The 20,561-nt window shown below is 54.7% G+C and carries 18 protein-coding genes; 7 read left to right on the top strand and 11 right to left on the bottom strand.

Annotated features, from left to right (window positions below):
* Positions 1-2: 2 nt before the first annotated feature.
* Complete coding sequence (locus AC07U6_RS02860) at positions 3-1,199, bottom strand: MFS transporter (RefSeq protein WP_494761296.1); 1,197 nt, start codon at positions 1,197-1,199, stop codon at positions 3-5.
* 196 nt (positions 1,200-1,395) lie between these two features.
* Between AC07U6_RS02860 and AC07U6_RS02855 the strand changes: the two genes are divergently transcribed.
* From AC07U6_RS02855 to AC07U6_RS02845, 3 genes are all read left to right on the top strand, one after another.
* On the top strand, positions 1,396-2,316 hold the full coding sequence (locus AC07U6_RS02855; RefSeq protein ID WP_494761295.1) for a LysR substrate-binding domain-containing protein: 921 nt from the start codon (positions 1,396-1,398) through the stop codon (positions 2,314-2,316).
* A gap of 359 nt (positions 2,317-2,675) precedes the next feature.
* Positions 2,676-3,308 (top strand): cAMP-activated global transcriptional regulator CRP, encoded by a 633-nt coding sequence (crp, locus tag AC07U6_RS02850; RefSeq protein ID WP_048917664.1) that lies wholly within the window; start codon positions 2,676-2,678, stop codon positions 3,306-3,308.
* A 59-nt stretch (positions 3,309-3,367) separates the two neighbouring features.
* Positions 3,368-5,446, top strand: coding sequence for a YccS/YhfK family putative transporter (locus tag AC07U6_RS02845; protein WP_494761294.1), 2,079 nt, complete (start codon positions 3,368-3,370; stop codon positions 5,444-5,446).
* Here AC07U6_RS02845 and argD read toward each other — a convergent pair.
* The 3 genes from argD to ppiA form a co-directional block, all read right to left on the bottom strand.
* Positions 5,443-6,660: a bifunctional acetylornithine/succinyldiaminopimelate transaminase gene (argD, locus tag AC07U6_RS02840; protein ID WP_494761293.1), complete on the bottom strand. Its 1,218-nt coding sequence runs from the start codon at positions 6,658-6,660 to the stop codon at positions 5,443-5,445. The two genes, AC07U6_RS02845 and argD, sit on opposite strands and share 4 nt — an antisense overlap.
* Positions 6,661-6,747: 87 nt before the next feature.
* Positions 6,748-7,323 carry an aminodeoxychorismate synthase component II gene (locus AC07U6_RS02835; protein ID WP_494761292.1) on the bottom strand — a complete coding sequence of 192 codons (576 nt, stop codon included), beginning with the start codon at positions 7,321-7,323 and terminating at the stop codon, positions 6,748-6,750.
* A 133-nt stretch (positions 7,324-7,456) separates the two neighbouring features.
* Positions 7,457-8,029: a peptidylprolyl isomerase A gene (ppiA, locus tag AC07U6_RS02830; RefSeq protein WP_105594028.1), complete on the bottom strand. Its 573-nt coding sequence runs from the start codon at positions 8,027-8,029 to the stop codon at positions 7,457-7,459.
* Positions 8,030-8,305: 276 nt separating this feature from the next.
* Between ppiA and tsgA the strand changes: the two genes are divergently transcribed.
* From tsgA to cysG, 4 genes are all read left to right on the top strand, one after another.
* Positions 8,306-9,490: an MFS transporter TsgA gene (gene tsgA, locus AC07U6_RS02825; RefSeq protein ID WP_494761291.1), complete on the top strand. Its 1,185-nt coding sequence runs from the start codon at positions 8,306-8,308 to the stop codon at positions 9,488-9,490.
* A 279-nt stretch (positions 9,491-9,769) separates the two neighbouring features.
* Positions 9,770-12,304, top strand: a complete 2,535-nt coding sequence (nirB, locus tag AC07U6_RS02820) for a nitrite reductase large subunit NirB (RefSeq protein WP_494761290.1) — start codon at positions 9,770-9,772, stop codon at positions 12,302-12,304.
* Positions 12,301-12,648, top strand: coding sequence for a nitrite reductase small subunit NirD (nirD, locus tag AC07U6_RS02815; RefSeq protein ID WP_494761289.1), 348 nt, complete (start codon positions 12,301-12,303; stop codon positions 12,646-12,648). The genes nirB and nirD overlap by 4 nt, the downstream gene beginning before the upstream one ends.
* Before the next feature lie 67 nt (positions 12,649-12,715).
* Positions 12,716-14,077 (top strand): siroheme synthase CysG, encoded by a 1,362-nt coding sequence (gene cysG, locus AC07U6_RS02810; RefSeq protein ID WP_494761288.1) that lies wholly within the window; start codon positions 12,716-12,718, stop codon positions 14,075-14,077.
* 47 nt (positions 14,078-14,124) lie between these two features.
* Here the strand turns inward: cysG and trpS are convergent, their stop codons facing one another.
* From trpS to aroK, 7 genes are all read right to left on the bottom strand, one after another.
* A complete protein-coding gene (gene trpS / locus AC07U6_RS02805; RefSeq protein WP_494761287.1) occupies positions 14,125-15,126 on the bottom strand; it encodes a tryptophan--tRNA ligase in 1,002 nt (333 codons plus the stop codon).
* Positions 15,127-15,142: 16 nt separating this feature from the next.
* Positions 15,143-15,820, bottom strand: coding sequence for a phosphoglycolate phosphatase (locus AC07U6_RS02800; RefSeq protein WP_494761286.1), 678 nt, complete (start codon positions 15,818-15,820; stop codon positions 15,143-15,145).
* Positions 15,804-16,490, bottom strand: coding sequence for a ribulose-phosphate 3-epimerase (gene rpe, locus AC07U6_RS02795; protein WP_494761285.1), 687 nt, complete (start codon positions 16,488-16,490; stop codon positions 15,804-15,806). Before rpe ends, AC07U6_RS02800 begins: the two co-directional genes overlap by 17 nt.
* Positions 16,491-16,575: 85 nt before the next feature.
* Positions 16,576-17,394 (bottom strand): adenine-specific DNA-methyltransferase, encoded by an 819-nt coding sequence (dam, locus tag AC07U6_RS02790; RefSeq protein WP_494761284.1) that lies wholly within the window; start codon positions 17,392-17,394, stop codon positions 16,576-16,578.
* Between the two features lie 122 nt (positions 17,395-17,516).
* Complete coding sequence (locus tag AC07U6_RS02785; RefSeq protein ID WP_494761283.1) at positions 17,517-18,500, bottom strand: SPOR domain-containing protein; 984 nt, start codon at positions 18,498-18,500, stop codon at positions 17,517-17,519.
* 100 nt (positions 18,501-18,600) lie between these two features.
* Positions 18,601-19,689 (bottom strand): 3-dehydroquinate synthase, encoded by a 1,089-nt coding sequence (aroB, locus tag AC07U6_RS02780; protein WP_494761282.1) that lies wholly within the window; start codon positions 19,687-19,689, stop codon positions 18,601-18,603.
* Between the two features lie 53 nt (positions 19,690-19,742).
* A complete protein-coding gene (gene aroK, locus AC07U6_RS02775) occupies positions 19,743-20,264 on the bottom strand; it encodes a shikimate kinase AroK (RefSeq protein ID WP_105594039.1) in 522 nt (173 codons plus the stop codon).
* Positions 20,265-20,561: the final 297 nt, after the last annotated feature.

Raw genomic sequence — 20,561 nt, 5'->3', positions numbered from 1 at the left:
AGTTACTCCTGTAACGGTGAAAAAGCGGAAAGGTGCCGACTACCGGGCAATAACACCAGTCCGGCAACCAGCGTGGTCGCGATGAGAAAAACAAAACAGGCCTGATAATGACCGTGCGTGACACTGAGCAAATACCCCATCACCACCGGGCCAATCACTCCACCGGTTACGCCCCCCGCATTTACCAGGCCGATGGCGGAACCAACAACTGCAGGGGAAAAGTATTTCATCGGTAGCGTGAATGCAGTGATAAAAGCACAAATCAATGCCGCATCCGTGACGAACAGTGCCAAACCGGTTGCCTGCGGTGAGTGAACAGAAAACAGCGCCAGCATGCCGCCTGCGGCAATCAGTGCGCTGCCCAAAATCACCCATGCCTCACGGCCCGACATAAAATGCCCGACCAGCCAGCCGCTGACCATGGATGATAGCCATGTCCCCACTCCGGCAAGGCTAATCAGCGCGCCGGTGGTAGCAATGGTGAAACCGCGCTGCTGCACCAGAAAAGCAGGAAGCCAGGCCATCAGGCCGTAAACCGGAACATTGATGCAAATACTCGCCAGCAATATCTGCCATATCTTCACAATACGCAGCATGCCCCACCCATTAACCCGCTGGCGATCTTCGCACTCCTGTTCGCTGTCCGCAGGCAATCGCAGCATCACCAGAGCCGTGAGGAAAACCAGAACGGCCAGCACCAGAAAAGCGTGATGCCACCCCATAATCGACAGTGCCCAAACCGCCAGCAGCGGTCCGGCGGCCATAGCGATCCCGGAAGACGAGAGTAAAAAAGACTGGGCAAAAGTACGTTGATGCAGCGAAAAATGCGTGGATACCGCTTTGGCACAGGCGCTGGGATAGCCGGAGTGCGCAATGCCATCGAGGAATCGAAAAGCAATAAGTAATGCAAGGCTTTGCCCCAGCACGCCGAACAACATCGCACACAGGGCCAGAAACGTTAGCGCCATGACCAGCACCTTTTTGTAGCCAATACGGTCATTAAGCCAGCCCGCCGGAAGCTGAAACACCGCGTAGGCGAGAAAAAATGCGCCGGTGATGTACCCCGCTTGCTGCGTGCTGAGATGGAATTCCTGACGGATCGGCAGCAGAGCAAAACCGATCACCGTTTTATCTATATAGACAAAGACATAGCCAATAAAGAGGATCAGCAGCATCGGCAGGCGCGCTATTTTTCGCATTATAAGGACCCCTAATTACCAATACGGTCAGTGAGTTAACAGCAGTTTTTCCCACACCGCCCTGTGAGTCTTATCACAACACCTGCGGCATAATTCGATAACATACTGTTTACATATTCAGAGATTAGCAGCGGCAACATAAGATGAAATTTTTACCGCGGTAATAACTTTTTGGCATCAGGGGGGAGAGCTACACATGCGTTATTTACCCAAAATGCAGCAGTTGCGGGTATTCCAGGAAGTGGTCCGCCAGGGAAGCATTCGCTCCGCTGCGCGTGCGCTGGCGCAGTCACAGCCGGCGATCAGCAGAACGCTAAAAGAGCTGGAGAATGTTCTACAAACTTCGCTGTTACAGCGCGGCCCGGCAGGGATAACTCTGACCCCCGGCGGCGAATTGTTTGCCATACGCTCTCGCCTGATTCTTGCCGAATTACAGAAAGCCGGGGAAGAGATCCATTCACTTCAGCAACAGCAGGGGCAACTTTCAGTGGCCATGAGCGCATTACCTGGATTGATGCTACTCCCTGCCGTGCTGGAAAAGTTTCGGCTAATGTTTCCCTGCGCTAAGCTGACGGTAACCGACGGCACACTGCACAGTCTGCTTCCGGCACTCGTGGCCGGAGAAATGGATTTTGCTATTGTTCAGCTTCCTGCTCGCTTCACCGATGAACGGCTGGCCATTGAACCGCTGTTCAGCGTGTCGCTGTGCGTGGTAGCGTGTCAGACCCATCCGCAGCGGAGTTGCGAACGTCTGGAGCAACTTGCCGATGAGAAATGGGTGCTGATGGAAGATGAAGCGGGCAGCGGCTTGAGCCAGGAACTGGAGGCTTTTTTTCAGCGGTTATCTGGTCCTCTGCTTCATACGACTTCTCTGTTGTACGGCATGCAGCTGGCGCGAAAATCCGGTTACCTGATGATGATGCCCCGCCCACTGCTTAGCGAATTCAGCCACACGCTGCAGGCACTCAACCTGCCGCTGCAATCTGCCTGGCATTACAGCGTTGTGTGGTCCAGATACTCCCCGCTTACCCATCATTCGCGGCAACTGCTGGAGCTGGTCCTGGATATCTGCCGTAACGCTGGCGAAAACAGACATGAAACCGACATTAATCAGTGAGACGGGCGCGTCGCCGAGCAACGGCCTTCCGCCCCACTTTCCCGGCAATAAAAAGACTATGTAGTAATTTTGCACTATGCTGAAGCGAGACAACATGACACAACACAAGACAGCCAGGTCAAGCTGTGCTACAAACGGTGCTGTATTATTATTCTGGCATTGCAATGCATGGTGAAAACGGGACAACAGGATGAGTCAGACTCTTAATGGTATTGCCCGTTTGATTTTCCTATGGGAAGCGCCTGACAGGGAATTCCGTCCCTGTTTACCCAAAATATTTCAAAAAGCAGTTAACATTTCTGCAACCTGAGTGATAAAAGGGTATATTTAGGCTCGATTACAATAGAGGATAACAGCGAATGGTTCTCGGCAAACCGCAAACAGACCCAACCCTCGAATGGTTCCTGTCACATTGCCATATTCACAAATATCCATCCAAAAGCACTCTGATCCATCAGGGTGAAAAGGCAGAAACCCTCTACTACATCGTCAAAGGCGCAGTAGCGGTGCTGATCAAGGATGAAGAAGGTAAAGAAATGATTCTTTCCTACCTCAATCAGGGCGACTTTATTGGCGAACTGGGCCTTTTCGAAGAGGGCCAGGAGCGAAGCGCGTGGGTGCGCGCTAAGAGTGCCTGTGAAGTAGCTGAAATCTCCTACAAAAAATTCCGCCAGTTGATTCAGGTTAACCCTGACATTCTGATGCGTCTTTCTTCGCAGATGGCACGCCGTCTGCAGGTCACTTCTGAGAAAGTGGGTAACCTCGCCTTCCTTGATGTAACCGGTCGTATTGCACAAACCCTGCTTAATCTGGCCAAACAGCCGGATGCCATGACCCACCCGGATGGTATGCAGATCAAGATCACCCGCCAGGAGATTGGCCAGATCGTTGGCTGTTCTCGTGAAACCGTGGGGCGTATTTTGAAAATGCTGGAAGATCAAAACCTGATTTCCGCGCACGGTAAAACTATCGTGGTTTACGGTACGCGCTAAACGGTTGTGGATCTGTGGCGCGACAGCATTGTCGCGCCTTTTTTTCTGTGGTGTTGGGCATGTGGCGGAGAATCATCTATCACCCTGAAGTGAACTATGCACTGCGGCAAACGCTGGTGCTGTGTCTGCCAATAGCCGTTGGCTGGCTGCTGGGCGATCTTCGACAGGGTCTACTCTTTTCATTGGTTCCCGCCTGCTGTAACAACGCCGGTCTTGATACTCCCCATAAACGCTTTTTTAAACGCCTGATTATCGGCGGCAGCCTGTTTGCATTCTGTAGTTTTATGATCCTGTATGCCGGGGAACAGGGCGTACCGCTGCCGATCATCATGCTGGTGATGGCACTGATACTGGGCGTCACTGCGGAAATCAGTCCACTGCATGGCCGTCTGCTGCCCGCATCGCTCATTGCCGCTATTTTTACCCTCAGCCTGGCCGGAAGAATGCCCCTCTGGCAGCCGCCGCTGCTCTATATTCTCGGTACCATCTGGTACGGGCTGTTTAACTGGCTGTGGTTCCGCCTGTGGAAAGAGCAGCCGATGCGTGAAACGCTGAGCCTGCTGTATCGCGAGCTGGCCGACTACTGCGAGGCGAAATATACGCTGCTGACCCGGCTGACCGACCCGCAGACAGCCCTCCCGCCGCTGCTGGCGCGCCAGCAAAAAGCGGTGGATCTGATTAATACCTGCTATCAGCAGATGTATATGCTGTCCGCCAGCCAGGATAACCACTATCAGCGGCTGACGCGGGCCTTTCAGGTGGCACTGGACCTGCAGGAGCACATTTCCGTCAGCCTGCATCAGCCGGAAGAAGTGCAAAAACTGGTGGAACAAAGCCACGCCGAAGTGGTGATCCGTTGGAATGTGCAGACCATTGCCTCCCGCCTGCGGGTGCTGGCCGATGATATCCTCTATCATCGCTACCCTGAACGTTTTACCATGAATAAGCCGCTGCTGGCGCTGGAGAAAATCTCCCGGCAGAATAAAGACAATCCGGTGGGGAATTTCTGCTATTACCATTTCAGCCGCATCGCCCGTGTGCTCCGCACCCAGCGGCCGCTGTATCGACGCGATCTGATGGCGGATCGCCAGCGCCGGCTACCGCTGATCCCGGCACTGAAAAGCTACCTGTCGTTGAAATCACCCGGCCTGCGCAGCGCCGCGCGCTATGGCGTGATGCTGGCATTTGCCAGCTCGCTGGCGCTGTTTTTTAATCTGCCTAAGCCCTACTGGATACTAATGACGGTGATGTTCGTCAGCCTCAATGGCTACGGCGCCACGCGGGTTCGCATTCAGCACCGGGCAATGGGAACCCTGGCAGGTCTGGTCATTGCCGCCGTTATGCTGCGCCTGCACGCACCGGAATCGGTAATGCTGCTGGTGATGCTGGCCCTGACGCTGATTGGTAATCTGTTTATCCGTAAATTTTACGGCTGGGCCACGATCGGCTTTACCATCACCACAGTATTCACGCTGCAGCTATTGTCGCTCAACGGTGTGCAGCTGCTGGTACCGCGTCTGATGGATACGCTGATTGGCTGTCTGATTGCCTTTGGCGGGATGATCTGGCTGTGGCCGCAGTGGCAGAGCGGGCTGTTACGGCAGAATGCTCACGATGCGCTGGAGGCTTACCAGGAAGCACTGCAGCTTTTGCTGGGGCAGGAACAGGAACCGGCAAAACTGGCCTGGCAGAGGATGCGGGCCAATCAGGCCCACAACGCGCTGTTTAACTCGCTGCATCAGGCGATGCAGGAACCGAACTTTAATGCCGGTTATCTGAAAGATATGCAGCTTTGGGTAACCCACAGCCAGTTTATTGTCGAACACATTAATGCCATGACGATTCTGGCGCGCGAGCACACTATGCTTACTGAATCACTGGCGCAGCGCTACCTGCAATCGTGCGAAATTGCGCTACAGCGCTGCCAGCAGCGCATTGAATATGACGGCCCCAGCACCGACAGCAACGTACTGGAAGCGCCGGAAGATTTTCATCAGGGGCCGGTCACCATTCTGGAGCGGCACGTGAAACGTATTCTCGACCACCTCAGTACGATGCACACCATCTCGTCGCTCGCCTGGAGCCAGCGCCCGCATCAGGGGCACTGGCTGTCCCGGCGCTTACGCAAGTCGCCCTAGCCTAAAACTTTTTCTACCGCCGCCGCAAAGCGCTTCATCCCTTCGGTGATATCCGCGGGATCGATAACCAGCGATGGCGCAAAGCGCATCACGTCCGTACCGGCCACCAGCACCATCACCCCTTCAGCCGCTGCGGCATTCAGGATGTCGCGCGCTTTGCCGGCATGCTGTGGCTTAAGCGCGGCACCGATCAGCAGCCCCATACCACGGATTTCGCTGAACAGGTCCAGTTTGGCATCCAGCGCCTGCAGGGCATCAACAAACAGCTGACGGCGCTGCGCCACGCCGTCCAGCACCTCCGGCGTATTGATAATATCCAGCGCCGCTTCCGCCACCGCGCAGGCCAGCGGGTTACCGCCGTAGGTGGTGCCGTGCACGCCAGGCGCCATCACCGACGCGATCTCATTGGTGGTCAGCATCGCACTCACCGGGAAGCCGCCGCCCAGCGCTTTCGCCGTGGTGACGATATCCGGCTTCACGCCGTAGTGCTCACAGGCAAAAAGTTTGCCGCTGCGGCCCATCCCGCTTTGCACTTCATCCAGTACCAGCAGCGCATTATGCTCATCGCACAGCTGACGCAAACCCTGCATAAATTCCTGAGTCGCCGGCGTTACGCCGCCTTCACCCTGGATTGGCTCTACCACGATGGCACAGGTGTGATCGTCGATCACCGCTTTGACCGCCGCCAGATCGTTAAACGGCACATGGACGATGTCGGCAGGCTTAGGGCCAAAGCCGTCGGAATACTTCGGTTGCCCACCGACGGATACGGTAAACAGCGTGCGGCCATGGAAAGCGTTATGGAAGGCGATGATCTTGCTTTTAAACGGGCTGTGGCACTGGGTAGCGTAATAGCGCGCCAGTTTAAATGCCGCTTCGTTGGCTTCTGCACCGGAGTTAGCAAAAAACACGCGCTCGGCGAAGGTGGCAGCAATCAGCTTGCTGGCCAGGCGCAGGGCAGGTTCGTTGGTGAAGACATTGCTGGTGTGCCACAGGGTTTCACCCTGTGTTTTCAGTGCTTCAACCAGTGCCGGATGGCAGTGACCGAGCGCGGTTACCGCGATACCGCCGGAGAAATCGACGTACTCTTTCCCTTCCTGATCCCAGATGCGGCTCCCTTTTCCTTTTACCGGAACGAACTGCGCTGGTGCATAAACAGGCAAAATCACTTCATCGAACGTTGCCCGCGTTACCGCTAATTTTTCCGCTGCCATCAACCACCTCGCCGTTTAACCTTTGCATTAATGTGAAAATATAGTCATGAAATATGCATAAAAAATCAAAAAAAGGCAAACACTAACTCAGTAGCGCAGGAAATTTTCCAGCAGCTGATGCCCCTGTTCGCTCAGGATGCTTTCCGGGTGGAACTGCACGCCTTCCAGCGGCAGCGTGCGATGGCGGAATCCCATAATTTCATCCGGCTGGCCGTCGCGCAGCGTCCAGGCTGTCAGCTCGAATTCATCCGACAGCGTCCCGATCTCTACAATCAGTGAATGATAGCGGGTGACGGTTAGCGGATGATTCAGCCCGGCAAAAACGCCGCCGTCATTATGCTCAATGGCCGATGTTTTACCGTGCATCACCTGGCGAGCACGAACCACTTTGGCACCGAACGCCTGCGCGATCGCCTGATGCCCCAGGCAAACGCCAAGTACGGGCACCTGACCGGCGAAATGACGGATCGCCGCCAGTGAGATACCCGCTTCGTTGGGCGTACAGGGGCCAGGAGAGATAACCAGATGCTGAGGGGCCAGCGTGGCAATTTCAGCCAGCGTAATATCGTCGTTACGGCGAACGATGACCTCGGCTCCCAGTTCAGAAAAATACTGGTAGAGGTTCCAGGTGAAGGAGTCGTAATTGTCGATAAGCAGCAGCATGGCGAATTCCGGTAAACGATTTACGCCGCTATTTTACGGATTTTACACCGTTTCGCTTATCTCTTTACTGTGCGGAAGATGAGGCAAAAACCTGAATCAGCCCCGTAGGCCGATTCAGGCACAGTGCGTAAGCTTACGGCAGAACTTTGGCGGAGAGGATCACCACCGGAGTCACCGGCACATTCTGGTAAGGGCCGACATTCTGGGTTGGCACCTGGGCAATCTTATCAGCCACATCCATACCTTTAACCACTTTACCAAACACTGCGTAGCCAAAGTCCCGCTGGCCGTGGTCAAGGAAGGCGTTATCCGCCACGTTAATAAAGAACTGGCTGGTTGCGCTGTCTTTTTCTGCAGTACGCGCCATAGAAATGGTACCGCGTTTGTTCAGCAGGCCGTTATCCGCTTCATTTTTTATCGGAGCGTTAGGCTGCTTCTGCTGCATATCAGTGGTGAAGCCACCACCCTGCAGCATAAAGCCCGGGATCACACGATGGAATGTGGTGTTGTTGTAAAAGCCGCTGTTGACGTAATCAACAAAGTTTTTTACCGAAACAGGGGCTTTCTGATTATTTAATTCCAGCTCAATACTGCCTGCTGAAGTGGTCAGCAGTACATGTGTATCCCCTTTCGCCGCGAATGCAGAAGCAGAGATCGATGACAGTGCGAGAACTGCCGCCACCGCGGTCAAAGTACGTTTCAACATGAAATTTTTCCTTACTGAGGGCAATAAGCCATAAATGCAACGATGATTGTAAATAGGCACTTACCAACGCGCCAGCGTTTTACCTTTATTTACTCAGGAAGACATTGCCGTAAAAGTAAATGGCCAATGCATAAATGTGACAAAAATCACACTAACAGTGAAATTCGATAATTATTATTTCATTAAATATTCATGCAGATCACGAATATGGTTAAACTCCTGAGGCATATCTCAGGCACCTCGCCTGAGAAACTTCCTTCCAGACGGGTTTCCACTATGACAAATCGCGATCGAATCGGACTTACCTGGATCAGCTTCTTCTCTTATGCGTTGACCGGTGCAGTGGTTATCGTTACCGGTATGGTACTGGAGAATATAGCAGAGTACTTCCAGCTTCCCGTGGCTCAGATGAGCAACACCTTTACATTCCTTAACGCCGGGATACTGCTGGCCGTATTCCTTAACGCCTGGCTAATGGAAATCGTGCCGCTGAAGCGTCAGCTGATGTTCGGCTTCGTACTCATGGTGCTGGCAATTCTGGGGCTGATGACCAGCCACAGCCTGAGCGTGTTCTCGCTCTGTATGTTTGTGCTGGGTGTGGTGAGCGGTATTACCATGTCGATCGGTACGTTCCTGATCACCCATCTTTATGAAGGACGCCAGCGCGGTTCGCGCCTGCTGTTTACCGACTCCTTCTTCAGCATGGCCGGTACGATCTTCCCGATTATCGCTGCCGCTTTGCTGGCGCGTGCGCTGCCGTGGTACTGGGTGTACGTGTGTATCGGCGTGATCTACGTGGCAATCTTTGTTCTGGCGCTGTGCTTTGAATTCCCGGTACTGGGCAAAAAAACGGCCAGCGGCGAGCCGGTCAAAAAAGAAAAATGGGGCGTGGGCGTTGGCTTCCTGGCGGTAGCCGCTCTGTGCTATATCCTCGGCCAGCTGGGTTTTATCGGCTGGGTTCCTCAGTATGCGACCAAAAGCATGGGCATGGATATCGGCCAGGCCGGTAGTCTGGTGGGCAACTTCTGGACCGCCTACATGGTTGGCATGTGGGCGTTCAGCGCCATCCTGCGCTTCTTCGATCCGCAGCGTATCGTCACCCTGCTGGCCCTGCTGGCTACCGCGCTGATGTACTGGTTTATCACCACCACCGATGCATCAATGCTGAAATGGATCATGCTGAGCCTGGGCTTCTTCTCCAGCGCCATCTACACCACTATCATCACCCTGGGTTCGCTGCAGACCAAAGTGTCTTCCCCAAAACTGGTGAACTTTATTCTGACCTGCGGCACTGTGGGGACCATGCTGACCTTCGTGGTTACCGGCCCTATCGTAGAGAAAGGCGGTGCTCACGCAGCGCTGGCAACGGCTAACGGCCTGTACGCAGTGGTGTTTGTGATGTGTCTGCTGCTGGGCTTCGTCAGCAAGCACAAGCTGCATGGTCATATGGGTTCGCATTAATTCGCGACCGTTCATGCAGCTAACAAGCCGGTGCCTGTGTACCGGCTTTTTTTATATGTCATCCCGGTAAATCATCTGTTAATCCCCCTCATCACCCGACCGGCTCCCCTCTCGCGCTAAAAAAATCATAAAATCTATGATTTCATAATGTTATGTAGCTAACGTTTTTTCTCTTGCCTACCCACTAATGGGTATTTGCCGGGGGTGATTGATACACATCAATAACCGCGATATCCGAGCGGTTATCGTACGACCAGAATCTTATTAATGAGGCAAAGCATGAGTATCAAACTCGCCATCATTGGCAACGGTATGGTCGGCCACCGCCTGATCGAAGAACTGGTGGAAAAGTCACAGCCCGGACAGTTTGAGGTCACTGTCTTTTGCGAAGAACCTCGCGTGGCCTACGACAGGGTCCACCTTTCCGCCTACTTCTCTCATCACACGGCCGAGGAGCTGTCGCTGGTGCGGGAAGGGTTTTACCAGAAGCACGGCATCAATATCCTGATTGGTGAACGCGCTATCCTGATTGATCGCGAAGAGAAAGTCATTCACGCCAACAGTGGCCGCCTGGTGCCGTACGACAAGCTGGTGCTGGCCACCGGATCGCGTCCCTGGGTGCCCCCAATCCCCGGCGCAGAAGGTGCAGACTGTTTCGTTTACCGCACGATTGAAGATCTGAACGGCATTGAAGCCTGTGCCCGCCACAGCAAACGCGGTGCGGTCATCGGCGGCGGCCTGCTGGGGCTGGAAGCGGCTGGCGCACTGAAAAACCTCGGCATTGAAACCCACGTTATCGAGTTTGCTCCGGTGCTGATGGCCGAACAGCTCGATCGTATGGGTGGTGAACAGCTAAGACGGAAAATCGAAAGCATCGGCGTGCAGGTTCATACCGGGAAAAATACCCGGAAGATTGTGCACCATGCCCCGAGAGGTAAAACTCTGCAGTTTGCTGATGACAGCCAGCTTGAGGTCGATTTTATCGTCTTCTCCACCGGTATCCGCCCGCAGGATGCGCTGGCGAAACAGTGTAATCTGGCCACCGGTACCCGGGGCGGCGTGGTGATTAACGACAGCTGCCAGACCAGCGATGCGGATATCTACGCCATCGGTGAGTGTGCCTCCTGGCGGGAGCATGTCTACGGCCTGGTTGCGCCGGGCTATAAGATGGCGCAAATCGCCGCCGACCATCTGTTAGGCGGCGACAGCCACTTCGAAGGCGCGGACATGAGCGCCAAACTCAAGCTGTTGGGTGTGGACGTGGGCGGCATTGGCGATGCCCACGGTCGGACGCCCGGCGCGCGCAGCTACGTTTATCTTGACGAGAACAAAGAGGTATATAAACGCCTGATCGTCAGCGCGGATAACAAAACGCTGCTGGGTGCGGTGCTGGTGGGTGACACCAGCGACTATGGCAACCTTCTGCAGCTGTCGCTGAACGCAATCGAACTGCCGGCCAATCCGGATGCGTTGATCCTGCCTGAACACGCCGGAGCAAAACCGTCGATTGGCGTTGAATCGTTGCCGGACAGCGCGCAGATCTGCTCCTGCTTTGACGTTACTAAAGGCACGATCGTCCAGGCAGTACAAAACGGCTGCCACAGCGTTGCCGCACTGAAAGCGGAAACCAAAGCCGGAACCGGCTGCGGCGGCTGTATCCCGCTGATTACTCAGGTGCTGAATGCCGAACTGAGCCGCCAGGGTATCGAAGTGAACCATCATCTGTGCGAACACTTCCCGTGGTCGCGCCAGGAGCTGTATCACCTGATCCGCGTCAATAACATCCGGTCGTTTAATCAGCTTATTAACAAATATGGCAAAGGCTACGGCTGCGAGGTATGTAAACCGACGGTTGGATCGCTGCTGGCATCATGCTGGAATGAGTATGTGCTGAAGCCGGAACATACGCCGTTGCAGGACAGTAACGACCTGTTCCTCGGCAATATCCAGAAGGACGGCACCTACTCGATAATCCCACGCTCGGCGGGCGGAGAGATTACGCCAGAAGGTTTGATGGCGATTGGTAACGTTGCCCGTCAGTACAACCTGTACACCAAAATCACCGGTTCACAGCGTATTGGCCTGTTTGGCGCGCAGCAGGACGATCTGCCGGCTATCTGGGAACAGCTGATTGCCGCCGGATTTGAAACAGGCCACGCCTACGCGAAAGCACTGCGCATGGCGAAAACCTGCGTGGGCAGCGCCTGGTGTCGTTTCGGCGTCGGTGACAGCGTTGGCTTCGGCGTTGAACTGGAAAATCACTACAAAGGCATCCGCACGCCACACAAGATGAAATTCGGCGTTTCCGGCTGTACTCGCGAGTGTGCCGAAGCACAGGGCAAAGACGTCGGGATTATCGCCACCGAAAAAGGCTGGAACCTTTACGTCTGCGGTAACGGCGGCATGAAACCTCGTCATGCTGACCTGCTGGCCGCCGATCTCGACCGCGATACGCTGATGCACTATCTGGACCGCTTTATGATGTTCTATATCCGTACCGCCGATAAGCTACAGCGTACCTCGGTGTGGCTGGATAATCTGGAAGGCGGTATCGACTATCTGCGGCAGGTGGTGATTAACGACAAACTGGGTATCAACGCGCAGCTGGAAGAAGAAATCAATCGTCTGCGCGCGCAGGTGGTCTGCGAGTGGACTGAAACGGTCAACGATGCACAGCAGCGCGCTCGCTTTGCGCACTTTGTTAACAGCAGCGCGCGCGATCCGCTGGTGCAGATGGTGTCGGAGCGCGAGCAGCATCGTCCGGCGCGGGTGCAGGAGCGCATTGAAATTATCCAACTGGAGGAAAATGTATGAGCCAGTGGCAGGAGATTTGCCCGTTGACCAGTATTCTACCCGCAACCGGTGTTTGCGCGCTGGTTGGTAGCCAGCAGATTGCTATTTTCCGCCCGGGTGAAGATGAGCAGGTCTTCGCGTTAAGCAATATCGACCCCTTTGCCCACGCCAGCGTGCTGTCGCGCGGTATCATCGCCGAGCACCAGCAGGAGCTTTGGGTAGCCAGCCCGCTGAAAAAACAGCGTTTTCGCCTGCGCGATGGGCTGTGCATGGAAGATGAAAGCCACTCTGTTCCGAGCTATCCGGCTCGGATCAGCCACGGAATGATTGAGATAAATCTCGCGGCAGAGACCACTGCCGCCTGACACATCGTTTACTGGCCGCACGCACCCTCGCGTGCGGCCATCCTGCCGTTCTCTTTTGTGAGTCTTTATGGATTTTCTTCCTCTGTTCTGCCAGCTGCGTGATAAGCCCTGCCTGCTGGTTGGCGGCGGCGACGTCGCCGAACGTAAAGCCCATCTGCTGCTGGCGAGCGGTGCCTGTCTGCGCGTCTGCGCCCGTGAGTTCTCACCGCAGTTCCAGATCTGGCAGCAGGCGGGTAAAGCCACGCTGATTAGCACGCCGTTCAGCCCCGATCTACTGGATGACTGCTGGCTGGTGATTGCCGCCACCGATGATGAAGCGCTTAATCAGCAGGTCAGTCACAGCGCCGACGCACGGCGGATGTTCTGTAACGTTGTCGATGCACCGCAGAGCGCCAGCTGTATTATGCCGTCGATTATCGATCGCTCTCCGCTGATGATCGCCGTCTCTTCCGGCGGCAACGCGCCGGTCATGGCCCGGATGCTGCGTGAGAAGCTGGAGGCCCTGCTGCCGCTGCATCTGGGCCGCCTGGCGGCATGGGGCGGTGCCCAAAGGCAGCGGGTAAAACAGCAGTTCAGCAGCGGGCAACGCCGCCGCTTCTGGGAAAAACTGTTTAACCACCAGCGGCTGGCACAGTCGCTGGCCAACGGCGACAGCCAGCAGGTGGAACGGCTGAGCGAACAGTTATTTAACGAACCGCTGGAGCAGCGAGGCGAAGTGGTTCTGGTCGGCGCCGGGCCTGGCGATGCCGGGCTGCTGACGCTTAAGGGCCTTCAGCAGATCCAACAAGCCGACGTGGTGGTTTACGATCGGCTGGTGTCTGATGAGGTGCTGGCGCTGGCGCGCCGCGACGCTGAGCGCATTTTTGTTGGTAAACGTGCGGGGTACCACTGCGTGCCCCAGCACGAAATCAACCAGATCCTGCTAAAGCAGGCGCAAAGCGGCAAGCGGGTGGTGCGTCTCAAGGGCGGCGATCCGTTTATCTTTGGCCGTGGTGCGGAAGAGCTGGAGGCCTTGCAGGGGGCTGACATCCCCTTCTCCGTGGTGCCTGGCATCACTGCCGCATCGGGCTGTTCGGCCTACAGCGGTATTCCGCTGACCCACAGAGGCTACGCTCAGAGCGTGCGGCTGGTCACCGGCCACCTACAGCAGAACAGCGAGCTGGAATGGCAGCATCTGGCCGCAGAGCGGCAAACCCTGGTATTTTACATGGGGCTGGCCCAGGCGGCAGAAATCCGTCAGCAGCTAATCAAACACGGTATGTCACCAGAGATGCCGGTCGCACTGGTTGAAAACGGCACGTCAACACGGCAGCGTGTGGTCACGGGTTCACTGGCTGAGCTGGCTGAACTGGCTGAAGAAGTGGAAAGTCCGGCGCTGATTATTATTGGAGAGGTGGTGGCGCTGCGCGAGCAGCTGAACTGGTTCTGACAAACAAAAACGGGTGGCCTGAAGCCACCCGTTTTTTATATTCAGGATTACGGCTGGGCGACGAAACCGACGGCAGCGTAAACCTTTTTCAGTGTTTCCTGCGCGCGGGCACGGGCTTTCGCCGCACCGTCACGCATAATCTGATCGAGGAAGGCTTCATCGTTGCGATAACGATGATAACGCTCCTGCAGCTCGCTCAGCATACCGGATACCGCATCCGCCACGGCACCTTTCAGGTGACCATACATCTGGCCGTCGAACTCTTTTTCCAGTTCGGAGACGGACTTACCGGTAACGCCAGCCAGAATATCCAGCAGGTTCGAAACACCCGGTTTGTTTTTCACATCGTAACGAACGACGGGCGGCTCATCGCCATCGGTCATCGCGCGCTTAATTTTCTTCACTACCGACTTCGGATCTTCCAGCAGGCCGATAACGTTATTGCGGTTGTCATCAGATTTGGACATTTTCTTGGTCGGTTCCAGCAGCGACATCACGCGTGCGCCGGATTTCGGAATAAACGGCTCAGGAACCTTGAAGATATCACCGTAGATGGCGTTAAAGCGCGCGGCAACGTCGCGGCTCAGTTCCAGATGCTGCTTCTGATCTTCACCCACCGGCACCTGATTGGTCTGATACAGGAGAATGTCAGCCGCCATCAGCACCGGATAGTCAAACAGTCCGGCATTGATGTTCTCTTCATAGCGCGCGGATTTGTCCTTGAACTGGGTCATACGGCTCAGCTCACCGAAGTAGGTGTAGCAGTTGAGTATCCAACCCAGCTGAGTGTGCTCCGGCACGTGTGACTGCACGAAAATAGTGCTTTTCTGCGGGTCGATCCCACAGGCAAGGTATAGCGCCAGCGTATCCAGCGTTGCCTTACGCAGCGCAACCGGGTCCTGACGCACGGTAATCGCGTGCAGGTCAACGATGCAGTAAACACAGTGATAGTCATCCTGCATCTGTACCCACTGACGCAGCGCTCCCATATAGTTACCGATGGTCAGTTCACCTGAAGGCTGTGCGCCGCTAAATACAATGGGTTTCATGTTTCCGTCCTGATAATTACAGCCCTAGTGTGGGCGTTAAATCATTAAAGTGATCGAGCGTGATGTCAGGCTGACTGGTGGCCACGGGCTCACCGTAGTTGTAGCCATAATTCATACCAATACAGGGACATCCTGCCGCCTTTGCCGCCAGAATATCATTGCGGGAGTCCCCCACAAACAGTAACTCACCGGGTAGCAAACCAAATTTTCCCAGTACCATAAATAGCGGCGCAGGATGCGGTTTCTTCGCGGTAACGTCATCCCCGCCGATAACCAGCGAGAAATAGTGCGCAATGCCTAAAGATTGCAACAGCGGCGCGACAAACGGCGTCGGTTTATTGGTGACAATCGCCATCGGCAAATTATGTGCCGCCAGATTCGCCAGCGTCTCCTGCACATGGGGATAGAGCAGGCTGCCGCTCTCTACGGTGTCGGCGTAGTGCTTATCAAACAGAATGCGCGCTTCACGCAGCGCCTCTTCACGCGGAGCATCGCCCTGCGCCCAGCTCAGCGCACGCTCGATAAGAATGTCGGCACCGTTGCCAATCCAGGTCGCAACACGTTCTACCCCTGCCGCAGGCAACCGCAGCTCGGTTAAAGCCACATCAACTGCACTTGCCAGCCCCGGCGCGCTGTCAACCAGCGTACCGTCGAGATCGAAGGCCAGTGCGCGAATATCAGTGAAATGAGCCATGGCGGGATTTTTCCAGTTCAGTGCGCATATCGTCGATCACTTTCTTGTAATCGGGATGACCAAAAATTGCTGAACCGGCCACAAACATATCGGCACCGGCCGCTGCAATTTCGCCAATGTTATCGACCTTCACGCCACCATCGACTTCCAGACGGATATCGTAACCGCTGTCGTCAATCAGCTTACGAACCTCACGCAGCTTGTTCAGCGTGCCAAGAATAAACGACTGACCTCCGAAGCCAGGATTTACCGACATCAGTAGAATGATGTCCAGTTTATCCATCACGTACTCAAGAATGCTGAGCGGCGTAGCCGGATTCAGCACCAGACCCGCTTTGCAGCCGTGCTCTTTGATCAGCTGCAGCGTGCGATCGACGTGTTCAGAAGCTTCAGGGTGGAAGGTGATATAGCTGGCACCCGCTTTGGCAAAATCAGGGATCAGACGATCGACCGGCTTAGCCATCAGATGCACATCGATCGGCGCGGTAATGCCGTAATCACGCAGGGCTTTTAAGACCATCGGTCCCATCGTCAGGTTGGGAACGTAATGATTATCCATCACATCGAAATGTATTACATCACCGCCGGCAGCCAGCGCCTTCGCCGTATCTTCACCCAGGCGGGCAAAATCTGCGGCAAGGATTGATGGGGCGATTAAAAACTCTTTCATCCGTTTCTCCCAGGCTAAACCCCTGATAGCCGTGGCGGCAGCCGATGCGACTGCTGCTCGGGCCAAAGGGTCAGATCATTGTTGTTTACCGGCCAGCATAGAGTGCCAGTAATTCACTCACTTTACTCCGCGTGTTGCCACTGCGGCTAATCGAGCGCCGTACCTCAATCTCATGCAGTACGGCTCCCTGATACCAGTTCCGCGTGAGCGGCGTATCATGGTTAGAAATCAGCACCGTAATATTACTGTCCTGCGACAGCGTAGAAGCCAGCTCGGCAAGATGCTGCTGTTCGCGCTGGCTGAAGCTGTTAGTGTGATAGGCCGTAAACTTTGCGGTAGCCGACAGAGGAGCATACGGCGGATCGCAATAGACTACCGATCCCGTCTTCGCCTTAGCCAGGGTAACATCATAAGACTCACAAACAAAGGTGGCATTCTGCGCACGTTCGGCAAACCAGAACAGCTCGGCTTCAGGGAAATAAGGTTTACGATAGCTGCCAAACGGAACGTTGAATTCGCCGCGCAGGTTATACCGGCACAGGCCGTTGTAGCAGTGACGATTAAGATACAGAAACAGCATCGCCCGGCGATACGGGTCCTGGCTGAGGTTGAACTCCTGCCGCCGGGCGTAGTAGACGCCTGAGTCATTCGACTCAATTGTAAACAGCTTACGCACATCCTCAACGAAAGTCTGGGGACGTTCCTTAACAATATTGTACAGGTTGATCAGGTCGCTATTGATATCAGCAAGGATATAGCTTGGATAGTGGGTGTTAAGGAATACCGATCCGGCACCGACAAACGGCTCGATCAGGCAATTACCTTCTGGCAGATGGCGTCTAATATCGTCAAGCAATGGATACTTGCCGCCTGCCCACTTAAGAAAAGCGCGATTCTTTTTCATGCCGTCGTTATTTTTTTACTCATCAGGCTGTGGCTACACCGACAGCATATCTGCGCTTTAAAAGGTCTGCGTGTCGTCACACACTCACACTTCATGATTAGCCGGGTTACCCCGGCACGGGATTAATGTCCTGCTTCTTTTTTAACCTGGCTTACCGGTTTGACCCAGGGATTCTGAGCACGCACTTCAGCAGGCAGTGATGCCACTGCGCGTTTAGCCTCAGCGGGCGTATTATAAGAACCGCTAACCAGAACATACCAGGGTTGTCCGTTACGCGTTGTCTGATAAACGTGATAACCGCTCAGGTTCTGTTTTCTCGCCCACGCATTTAGCGTGTCAGATCGCGAGGCACTGCTCAGCTGCAACGTATAGTTACCACCAGGTTTGGCCGTGCTGGAAACGCTGGTCGGCGTTTGGGCTCGCGGTGCCGCGCTGTGACTGGCGGTCGCGGAAGGCTTGCTTTCCTTGACTGCCGGCTTACTTACTGAAGGTTTATTGTGTACAGCAGCAGGTTTATTCTGCGGCACGCCGTTTAGATGTGGTGCATTTGCCGTTTTGGTCACAGCTGGTTTGCTGCCGGAACCCCCAACAGTCGCCTGACCGGTAGGTAACGAAGATGAACCGATTCCGGCCTGCGAAGCCGCATCAACCTGTCCCTGCTGGCTGTTAAGGGCATTGTTGAGGTCGCCCGGCAGCTCAACCCGTTGTTGATTCTGTGGCGTCTGCAACGGCGCAGCTTCAGTCGGCGTCGATGAAATTTGCGGAGCGCTAAGCTCCTGCGGGGACGACGTTTGACCCGCGGAATTCGGCTGCCCAGCGGTCTGTCCGCTCATGGAAGACGTTCCGGAAAGATCGATATTTTTTTCACCGCCGGAATTCCCACCGGAAGCAGGCTGTTGAGCCGTCTTGCCGCTCGGCGCGTCCGGCGATTTCAACGCTGAACCAATACCCAGCACCAATAACAGCAGTACCAGAATGCCCACGCCCATCATCATATGCTGGCGTGAAACCGGGACTTTCGGTAGTGAAGACGTTTTGCGCGACCGCGGCGGTCGGCGGTCGCTGGTGTCAGGTTTCAACTCGTCTTCCGGTTTAAACTCGTCCATTTAGCCTCCTCCCATAGAGCGGTTACGCCGTTCACGTCCTTTGAAAGGCGATAACTTCAGAATAGCAGCCATCATGCTGATCTGATAATAACATTACGAGTCAAGGCTTTTGGCAATCCTGAATGGATGCCAACACCATATCATGCGGTACTCCGCTGCGCACTTCAGCTTTACCGATAGCGAGTGGCAGCACCAGACGCAATTTGCCTGCCAACACTTTCTTATCACGCATCATATGCGGCAGATAGTCTTCAGCAGCCATGCTTTCAGGGCCATTAACCGGCAGGCCGGCGCGCTGTAACAGTGCGATAATGCGATCGGTTTGCGCCGAATCGAACTGACCAAGACGCTCGGCATTTCGTGCAGCCATCACCATTCCTGCCGCTACAGCTTCACCATGTAACCAGTTACCGTAGCCCATATGCGCTTCAATCGCATGGCCGTAGGTGTGGCCTAAATTCAGCAGCGCCCGCAGCCCGTGTTCATGCTCATCGGCGGCGACCACTTCGGCTTTCAGCTCGCAGCAGCGGCGAATACAGTACGCCATCGCGCTGCCGTCCAGTGACAGTAACGCATCCAGATTTTCTTCCAGCCAGCTGAAGAATTCGCCGTCGAGAATGATGCCATATTTGATCACTTCCGCCAGCCCGGAAGAGAGCTCACGTGACGGTAGCGTCTTCAGACAATCCAGATCAATCACCACTGCAGCGGGCTGATAAAACGCCCCAATCATATTCTTGCCCAGCGGATGGTTAACGGCGGTTTTACCGCCAACGGAAGAGTCTACCTGCGCCAGCAGAGTGGTAGGAACCTGGATAAAGCGCGCGCCGCGCTGATAGCTGGCGGCAGCGAATCCGGTCAAATCGCCAATAACGCCACCACCCAGTGCGATGAGGGTCGTATCGCGGCCATGAGGTTTTTCCAACAGAGCGGTAAAGACCTGATCCATAACGGCCAGACTTTTAAACTGTTCGCCATCAGGCAGGATAACCTGATCGACAACCACGCCAGCCTCTTCAAGGCGCTTGCGCATTGCATCAAGGTAAAGAGGGGCCAGCGTTTGGTTTGTCACCAACATGGCCATATCGCCAGCCTTAAGCGGCCAAAAAGAAGCCGGATCTGTAAACAACCCGGCAGCGATAGTGATGGGGTAGCTACGTTCCCCAAGAGTAACGGTAATCCTCTCCATGACGCTGTATCACCTTTTCTGCTTTGCCCGCAGGCGAACAATCAGAGCATCAATTAGCTCTTTTCCAACATGTTAATAATTTGGTTAGCCACCACTTTCGCACTCTGATCGTCAGTGCGAATTGTCACGTCGGCAATCTCCTCATACATAGGATTGCGTTCGCCAGCTAATGCTTCAAGCACTTCACGTGGTGGAGAATCAACCTGCAGCAACGGGCGCTTTTTGTCGCGCTGTGTCCGTGCCAGCTGTTTCTCGATAGTGGTTTCAAGATAAACGACGACACCGCGAGCAGAAAGACGATTGCGCGTTTCGCGAGATTTGACGGAACCGCCACCTGTCGCCAGCACAATGCCCTGCTTTTCAGTGAGTTCATTAATAATTTTTTCTTCGCGATCGCGGAAGCCTTCTTCGCCTTCAACGTCGAAAACCCAGCCTACATCCGCTCCGGTACGTCGCTCAATTTCTTGATCAGAATCGAAAAATTCCATATTGAGTTGCTGAGCTAACTGACGCCCAATAGTGCTTTTGCCGGCACCCATAGGCCCAACCAGAAAGATATTGCGTTTCTCTGCCATTTTTTCGGTATTACTAAGACAATTCGTGGATGATACCCCGCCTAAACCAGACAGGACATGAACTGAAACCTCATGAGCTAAAGTGCGAGAGTCAGACGAAAAATTATCTCAACACTGAAGGGGTTTTGGCAACCGATTAAATTTACCTTGCTCATTGCACGCAGTATTCTGGCACGTTTCAGTCCGCTTCATTTATCAGCCGGATATGGTTGCATCGGCTACGCCGTTTGCGCGCGATAAAAAACGGTTAAAATGCATTCGCTACTTAAGGCCACAGGCCTGATATTCAAAATCGCT

The sequence above is a fragment of the Erwinia sp. GW821-FHT03D09 genome, assembly GCF_059420805.1.
Note: the sequence above shows the minus strand (reverse complement) of the source record. Positions and strands in the feature narration are given on the sequence as shown.